Below are 6,298 nucleotides of genomic sequence, written 5' to 3'. Positions count from 1 at the left end.
TCAAGTCGGGAAACCCGCCCAGACGGCTGGCTCCCCTACATATACTTAGATTTTTGAAAAAATCAAATCGGATTACTATATATGAAAAATGTCTTCGTAAAGCCTCTCTTGATCCCCTGCATTTGGTATACAAAGCAATTTTATTGATTCCTGCATCTGTGAACAAAAGTTTTTCATTTTATCACTGAGTGGCTTAAATGTCAAGCAAAATTTAAGAGATTAAGAGTAGCCAAAACAAAAACACGCCTTAAAACTGGAATTTATTTCGCTTTCCCCAAAGATTGGCAAGATGGAAGTCAAAACACCGATAATGGAAAATCGAATTCTTTACGTTCGCCTTCCTTGTAACCCTATCTTTCCCATTGGGGTTGTCTACCTGAGCGATCACGTCCACAAACAGTTTCCTAATATCGAACAGCGCATTTTTGATTTGGGAACAGTGCCACCTTTAGATTACACTTTTGCCTTAGATCGGTGTATCGATGAATTTAAACCGACACTGCTAGTATTTTCTTGGCGGGATATTCAAATTTATGCTCCAGTTGGTGGACGTGGTGGCAACCCACTGCAAAACGCTTTTGAATTTTACTATGCTAAAAATCCTCTTTTGAAACTACGTGGCGGATTGGGCGGTTTACGAATCTTCACCGCTTACTATGTAGAGTTATGGCGTAATCAGGGTTTAATCAAACGCGGTTTAAAGCGTGCCCAAAAATATAATTCTAATGCTCGTGTAGTTGTAGGTGGTGGTGCAGTCAGTGTATTTTATGAACAGCTAGGTAAAAGCTTACCCCAAGGGACAATTATTTCTGTGGGTGAAGGGGAAACCCTGCTGGAAAAACTTTTAAGTGGCAGAGATTTTCGAGATGAACGCTGTTACATTGCAGGAGAAACTCAACCACGCAAACGACTAATTCATGAACAACCCACTCCACTAGAAAAAACAGCCTGTAACTACGACTATATCGAAAGTATTTGGCCGGAATTTAACTATTATCTGCAAGAGCAAGATTTTTATATAGGTGTACAAACTAAGCGTGGTTGTCCTCACAACTGTTGTTATTGCGTCTACACTGTTGTTGAAGGCAAACAAGTACGCATCAACCCAGCAGATGAAGTAGTTGCGGAGATGCGCCAATTATACGATCGCGGCATTCGCAACTTCTGGTTTACCGATGCCCAATTTATCCCAGCGAAAAAATTTATCGACGATGCCATAGAACTCTTGCAAAAAATCGTCGATTCTGGTATGACAGACATCCACTGGGCAGCATATATCAGAGCTGACAATTTGACACCCCAGTTGTGCGACTTGATGGCGAAAACCGGGATGAACTACTTTGAAATAGGGATTACCAGTGGTTCTCAAGAACTCGTGCGGAAAATGCGGATGGGGTATAACCTGCGAAACGTCTTGCAAAACTGCCGTGATTTAAAAGCAGCTGGTTTCAACGACTTAGTTTCTGTCAATTACTCCTTTAACGTCATTGATGAACGTCCCGAAACCATCCGTCAAACCATCGCCTATCACCGGGAACTAGAACGGATTTTTGGTGCTGATAAAGTCGAACCAGCCATCTTCTTTATTGGACTGCAACCCCATACCCATTTAGAAGAATATGCTTTCAAAGAGGGCATCCTCAAACCAGGGTATGATCCAATGAGTTTGATGCCGTGGACAGCCAAAAAACTCCTCTGGAATCCTGAACCCCTGGGTTCATTCTTCGGAGAAGTCTGCTTGCAAGCTTGGCAACAAAACCCCAACGATTTCGGACGTGAAGTCATGAAAATCTTAGAAGAAAAGCTGGGTTGTGCCGACTTAGAAGCAGCACTTACAGCACCAATAGAAACGAAAGAAAAACAGTTAGCAGGTGTATCCTAGAAAATACGAACTCTGAATTTCTCCCCCTCTCTTCCTCTGTGTCGCGCCAGTTGCTTTAAGTCGGGAAACCCGCCCAATGCACTGGCAACTCTATTGCCTCTGCGGTTATTTTTACCAAATCCCATGTTAGAAGGTTCAATCTTACAACAGTTAGAAACATCCCATCGCCATACCACCAGGCCAATTCGATTCGGTGTTTACTACAAAAATACCCTAGTTGCCCTGTGCCATGCTCTAGAAGACCATATCTTAACCGACGACGGTACACCCCTAGTTATCACAGCCTTCCAACAGGGTAAATGGTATCTACAAGAAGCTGGGCGATATGCAGACATCGCCCAGCGCAGCCGCCAAATTGCCATCATGGCTGCTGCTGAATCCGGCTTTGCTGAACATCCTACCAGCCAGCTAGCCAATGTAGACTTAGTAGCATTAGATCGAATTGATCCAGTAGCGCAGGAGTGGCACTTAATTATTTTATCGCCTAAATACACAGCGATGGTGATTTGTCAAGAATTATCAGAGGCTGATTATGGCAGCGCTGGAGTCCCGACATCAGACTTAGAGCGTAAATTCTATGGCTTGTGGACATTTGAGCCAGAGTTAGTGCAAGAGACAGCAGAAATAGCGATCGCTCACATCAGAAAATACAACCCAGAACTGGCGGATAAACTCACAGTTGATAAACAACAAATTGTACCGTCAATTGCCAGATCCCAAAATTTAGGTGCAGTTGTCTCCCGTGTAGTAGATTACCTCCAGACTGAGCAAGATAATTTATCCATACCAATAGCACTTCGCCAACAAACGCTAGATCGCAACTTGATTTCTAACGAAATCCAAGCCTTTTTGCGAATGGCGCAACTGATGGATATGGCAGATGTCAACAATCCAATGGCAGCTGCGGAAGTAGTGGTACTTGCTGAAACGATCGCCCAGCTTTTGGATCTTCCTGCATGGCAAATTAAAAGATTGCGGCTGGCGAGTTTGTTGCATCGCATAGATCCATTACAGAAAGCAGAAAGCGTTCTGACTGGCGGTATATCCACACGTTACCAAGAAGATGCCCCTAGTTCTCCCTTAACTTGTCCCTTAGTACCGGGGGCGCAAGTATTGCGAACCATGCCACGACTACGAGCAGTTGCCCAAATTATCACTCACCAAACCGAGTGGTGGAATGGCACAGGGGAACCAGCAGGTTTAGCTGGAGATGAAATACCCCTAGAGTCGAGAATTTTGGCATTATTGGCAGACTTTCAGTGGCGAGTCAATCAGCGAAAATTGTCAAATCAAAGCCAGGAACAGATATTTTCTCAAGCTTTAGATGAGTGCAGACAGCAGCAATCTACCCGCTTTGACCCTAAACTTGTAGATACCCTAGCTTTGTTAGTTATGGGTTTACAACAGGGACTAGACTTACCTGTAATCACACCCAAAGTCAGCGCCGGCATTTGGATACTTGATTCCCAATGGGATAGCCACAGCAAGATAAGTGAGGAGATTGGTAGTTACTTTACATGAATATTGAAGCCATTAGATTAGGAAAACTCAAACAACTTCCAGGGGCAAATTTAGAAGACGAGGAACTCTCCCGACTGGATTTAAGCCGGATTAATCTTGCTGGCGCTACCCTTGTCGGCACTAATTTTGCTGGTTCTAAACTCGAAGGTGGGCATTTGGAGGGGGCGAATTTGATGGGAGCCAACCTTCAACAAACTGACTTGCGGGCGAGTTTGATGGGAGCAAATCTGATGCAAGCAGATTTAACAGGTGCTGATTTACGGGGTAGTAATTTGCGCGGCGCTAACTTAATGGGAGCGAGACTCAGTGATGTATCATTGGCGGGTGCTTTCTTGAGTGGTGCCAATTTGATGAACGTTAACTTGCAAGGTGTGGACTTGCGCGGTGCTGACTTGCGCGGTGCAAACCTGACTGGGGCAAATCTCAAAGGTGCAGACTTGAGTCGCGCTGATTTACAAGGGACGTTGTTGAGTGAAGCAAACCTGGAAGAAGCCGACTTGCGGGGGGCGAATTTAGCGGGGGCGAATTTTTCAGGGGCGAATTTGCTTTGTGCAGAGTTAGAAGGTGTAAATTTGAGCGGCGTTAATTTGAATAAAGCGTGTTTGGTGGGTACAGTTGTGGAGGCTGCGTTTTGAATAAGGGTTAATTTATGCAAACTGCAATGAATAATATACTATACCACCCCAATGTATACCCTCAAAGTAGCCAATTTTCTACACTTAGACCAGGTACGCGCTCAAATTTGCGGACATTTGCTGTAACAAGCGTCAGGTTAAGGGCTAGGGTATGGGCAGCAATCAGTAAGTCATTGGGGCCGATGAGTCTTCCTGTTTGCTCTAAGTGTGTACGAATTACCGCATAGTGCTGATCCACGGGAGGCGATAGCGACAAAATAGGTAATACTTCAAGAATGCTTTCTAGTTGCTGAAGAAGACGGAGAGAGCCGCTTTTAGCTGCACCAAATCGCAGTTCACACACCACAATAATGCTGGTACAAATGCAGTTTTCCTCTACGGCTGCGAGTCGCTGAAACACCAAACCTTGAGGATGTCTTACCAAATCTGAAATGATGTTGGTGTCTAGCAGGTATTGATAAGTCATTGGACAGGATTAAAGCACAATATCATCAAGTGGCAGTAACCCTTCATCTATGTTAGGAAAGTTTTCTGTAATGTCTTCCAAAGTGGCAAGCAGTGAAAGTAGAGAACCGGAAGAAATGGGTTCGATGATTAATCGATTACCTTCTTTGCGTAACAAAACTTCTGTGCTGGATAGAGCAAATTCATCAGGAATGGTTAGGACTTGATGTTGCCCATCCCGTAAGAGGTAAACATGGCATGAGTTTGGCATCAAGCAATCTCCTTAAAGTCATAATTATTTAATTATTTTGCCGCAGTGTGTTACTTTACAATATCATGTCAAGTTTTATCCTGCACGGTCGAAATAACTGATGGGTATTAAGCGTTAATTCTTGGGTTTCACTTGGTTGAACTGAAACGCTTTTGCAAAGTTGTATGTGCCTTCAAAATATCTTCTAATAAATCTTGTGGCAATTCTGATATTAAAGCAACTCTATCAGGATTTTGCTTATGTAATATGTACTTTTTTTGAATTGACGATAAACACAATACCAGCCCTGTGAATTCATAAAAACTTTCTGGTGTTGCCCATCTATATATATTAAAAATCCTATCAGTGATACACAAAAAGTCCAGAAAACTAACTCGGTAATCCGAATCAAGACTGACTAAATAAGTTTGGTTAAACTCATATCTAGCAATTTGCCAGTAGCGCAGGTTTTCCAGAAACTCCGCTTCATCAGTTAAATCAGCGACCCACTCCCATTCACTAGATTCATTGCTATCGTCAACAAATAAGTTTGTATGGAACTTTCGTAAATCCATTTCTCTTACTCCGATGGAAAACACTAGCTCAACTCTTGGTTGATGATACACTTAATAAGCTGTAATTTGAACAGCTTATCTACTACAATTTAAGTAGTAAGTAGCTGGGCAAAAATAAAGTTCACTTTTAAATTTTTAATTCTTAACAGTTCGCCCTCGTATCCACAAAGCTAGTACACTCATTAACAACACTCCCATCACTCCTTGTAGGGGATTATTATTTACACCAGTTACCCAATCAGGAACTTGACCAGAATATTTCACTAATTTACCTACATTAATAATGTAGTAACCCCAAACTAAACCACCATGTAAACCAATTGGTAAACCCAAACGCCCCCTCCGCCAACGCTTTCCCCATACTTGCGTTAACCCCAGCAGTACTAAAGCTGGAAATTGCGGCAGTGTATGAATAATTGCCTCCAAGGGTTTAATAAAGTGCAATGTAGCAAACGCAGTTGCATCTGTCCACAGTGCCACATGCGGACTGTAATCTCGTTGTAATTCGTTTAGCAACCAGCCTCGGAATAACAATTCCTCAGCAAATCCAATACCTAAGCCAACAAGTAAACCCTCTACAATTACTTTCAGCAAGAAAACTTTCGGTTGTTGCCACACCAACCAACCTAACAAACTTTCTACCCCAAAAAGTATCAGAATATTAATTACGCCCATAGCCAAGCCACGCACTAAATCCACACCGTTTTGTCGCGTGAATTCTAAGCCATAATGCCGTAGAATTTGGGGTTGCTGGTAGACATATTTACCCCATAGTTTTAAGAGAAAAATAAATCCTGCATATAACAATACCAATGTCAATATACTTTCTAAGTTTGAATCATGCACTAGTAAGTATATTGGTGCAGCTAAGGGTAACCATAGCAGCAATAAAGTCACAATAAAAGAACCCAGCCTAATGGGGGCAGGGCGTTCAGCTAAACGGACAAGGTTTTTTTTCATACTAAATAGGTCAATAATCAGAAGTCAATAC

General features: G+C 42.7%; 7 protein-coding genes. 3 read left to right on the top strand and 4 right to left on the bottom strand.

The window, feature by feature from the left end:
• Positions 1 to 289: 289 nt before the first annotated feature.
• The 3 genes from Q0541_RS15940 to Q0541_RS15930 all read left to right on the top strand — a co-directional run bounded on the left by Q0541_RS15940 (position 290) and on the right by Q0541_RS15930 (position 4,038).
• Entirely contained in the window at positions 290 to 1,882 is a 1,593-nt protein-coding gene (locus Q0541_RS15940) for a photosystem II high light acclimation radical SAM protein (RefSeq protein ID WP_298911715.1), read from the top strand.
• 123 nt (positions 1,883 to 2,005) lie between these two features.
• Positions 2,006 to 3,403, top strand: coding sequence for a DICT sensory domain-containing protein (locus Q0541_RS15935; protein ID WP_298911714.1), 1,398 nt, complete (start codon positions 2,006 to 2,008; stop codon positions 3,401 to 3,403).
• On the top strand, positions 3,400 to 4,038 hold the full coding sequence (locus tag Q0541_RS15930) for a pentapeptide repeat-containing protein (protein ID WP_298911711.1): 639 nt from the start codon (positions 3,400 to 3,402) through the stop codon (positions 4,036 to 4,038). Before Q0541_RS15935 ends, Q0541_RS15930 begins: the two co-directional genes overlap by 4 nt.
• A 61-nt stretch (positions 4,039 to 4,099) precedes the next feature.
• On the opposite strand, the gene Q0541_RS15925 is transcribed toward Q0541_RS15930, so the two are convergent.
• From Q0541_RS15925 to Q0541_RS15910, 4 genes are all read right to left on the bottom strand, one after another.
• Positions 4,100 to 4,504 (bottom strand): type II toxin-antitoxin system VapC family toxin, encoded by a 405-nt coding sequence (locus Q0541_RS15925; RefSeq protein ID WP_298911709.1) that lies wholly within the window; start codon positions 4,502 to 4,504, stop codon positions 4,100 to 4,102.
• Positions 4,505 to 4,513: 9 nt separating this feature from the next.
• Positions 4,514 to 4,753, bottom strand: a complete 240-nt coding sequence (locus tag Q0541_RS15920) for an AbrB/MazE/SpoVT family DNA-binding domain-containing protein (RefSeq protein ID WP_298911707.1) — start codon at positions 4,751 to 4,753, stop codon at positions 4,514 to 4,516.
• Between the two features lie 128 nt (positions 4,754 to 4,881).
• Entirely contained in the window at positions 4,882 to 5,307 is a 426-nt protein-coding gene (locus tag Q0541_RS15915; RefSeq protein ID WP_298911705.1) for a hypothetical protein, read from the bottom strand.
• 135 nt (positions 5,308 to 5,442) lie between these two features.
• Entirely contained in the window at positions 5,443 to 6,267 is an 825-nt protein-coding gene (locus Q0541_RS15910; protein ID WP_298911703.1) for a type II CAAX endopeptidase family protein, read from the bottom strand.
• Between the last annotated feature and the right edge of the window lie 31 nt (positions 6,268 to 6,298).

The sequence above is a fragment of the uncultured Nostoc sp. genome (genome assembly GCF_937863485.1).
In the GTDB taxonomy this organism is placed as follows: domain Bacteria; phylum Cyanobacteriota; class Cyanobacteriia; order Cyanobacteriales; family Nostocaceae; genus Nostoc.
Note: the sequence above shows the minus strand (reverse complement) of the source record. Positions and strands in the feature narration are given on the sequence as shown.

Coding starts and splice junctions, on each gene's coding strand:
- Q0541_RS15930 (WP_298911711.1), top strand. CDS start 3,400: ATGAATATTGAAGCCATTAGATTAGGAAAACTCAAACAACTTCCAGGG.
- Q0541_RS15940 (WP_298911715.1), top strand. CDS start 290: ATGGAAGTCAAAACACCGATAATGGAAAATCGAATTCTTTACGTTCGC.
- Q0541_RS15935 (WP_298911714.1), top strand. CDS start 2,006: ATGTTAGAAGGTTCAATCTTACAACAGTTAGAAACATCCCATCGCCAT.
- Q0541_RS15920 (WP_298911707.1), bottom strand. CDS start 4,753: ATGCCAAACTCATGCCATGTTTACCTCTTACGGGATGGGCAACATCAA.
- Q0541_RS15915 (WP_298911705.1), bottom strand. CDS start 5,307: ATGGATTTACGAAAGTTCCATACAAACTTATTTGTTGACGATAGCAAT.
- Q0541_RS15925 (WP_298911709.1), bottom strand. CDS start 4,504: ATGACTTATCAATACCTGCTAGACACCAACATCATTTCAGATTTGGTA.
- Q0541_RS15910 (WP_298911703.1), bottom strand. CDS start 6,267: ATGAAAAAAAACCTTGTCCGTTTAGCTGAACGCCCTGCCCCCATTAGG.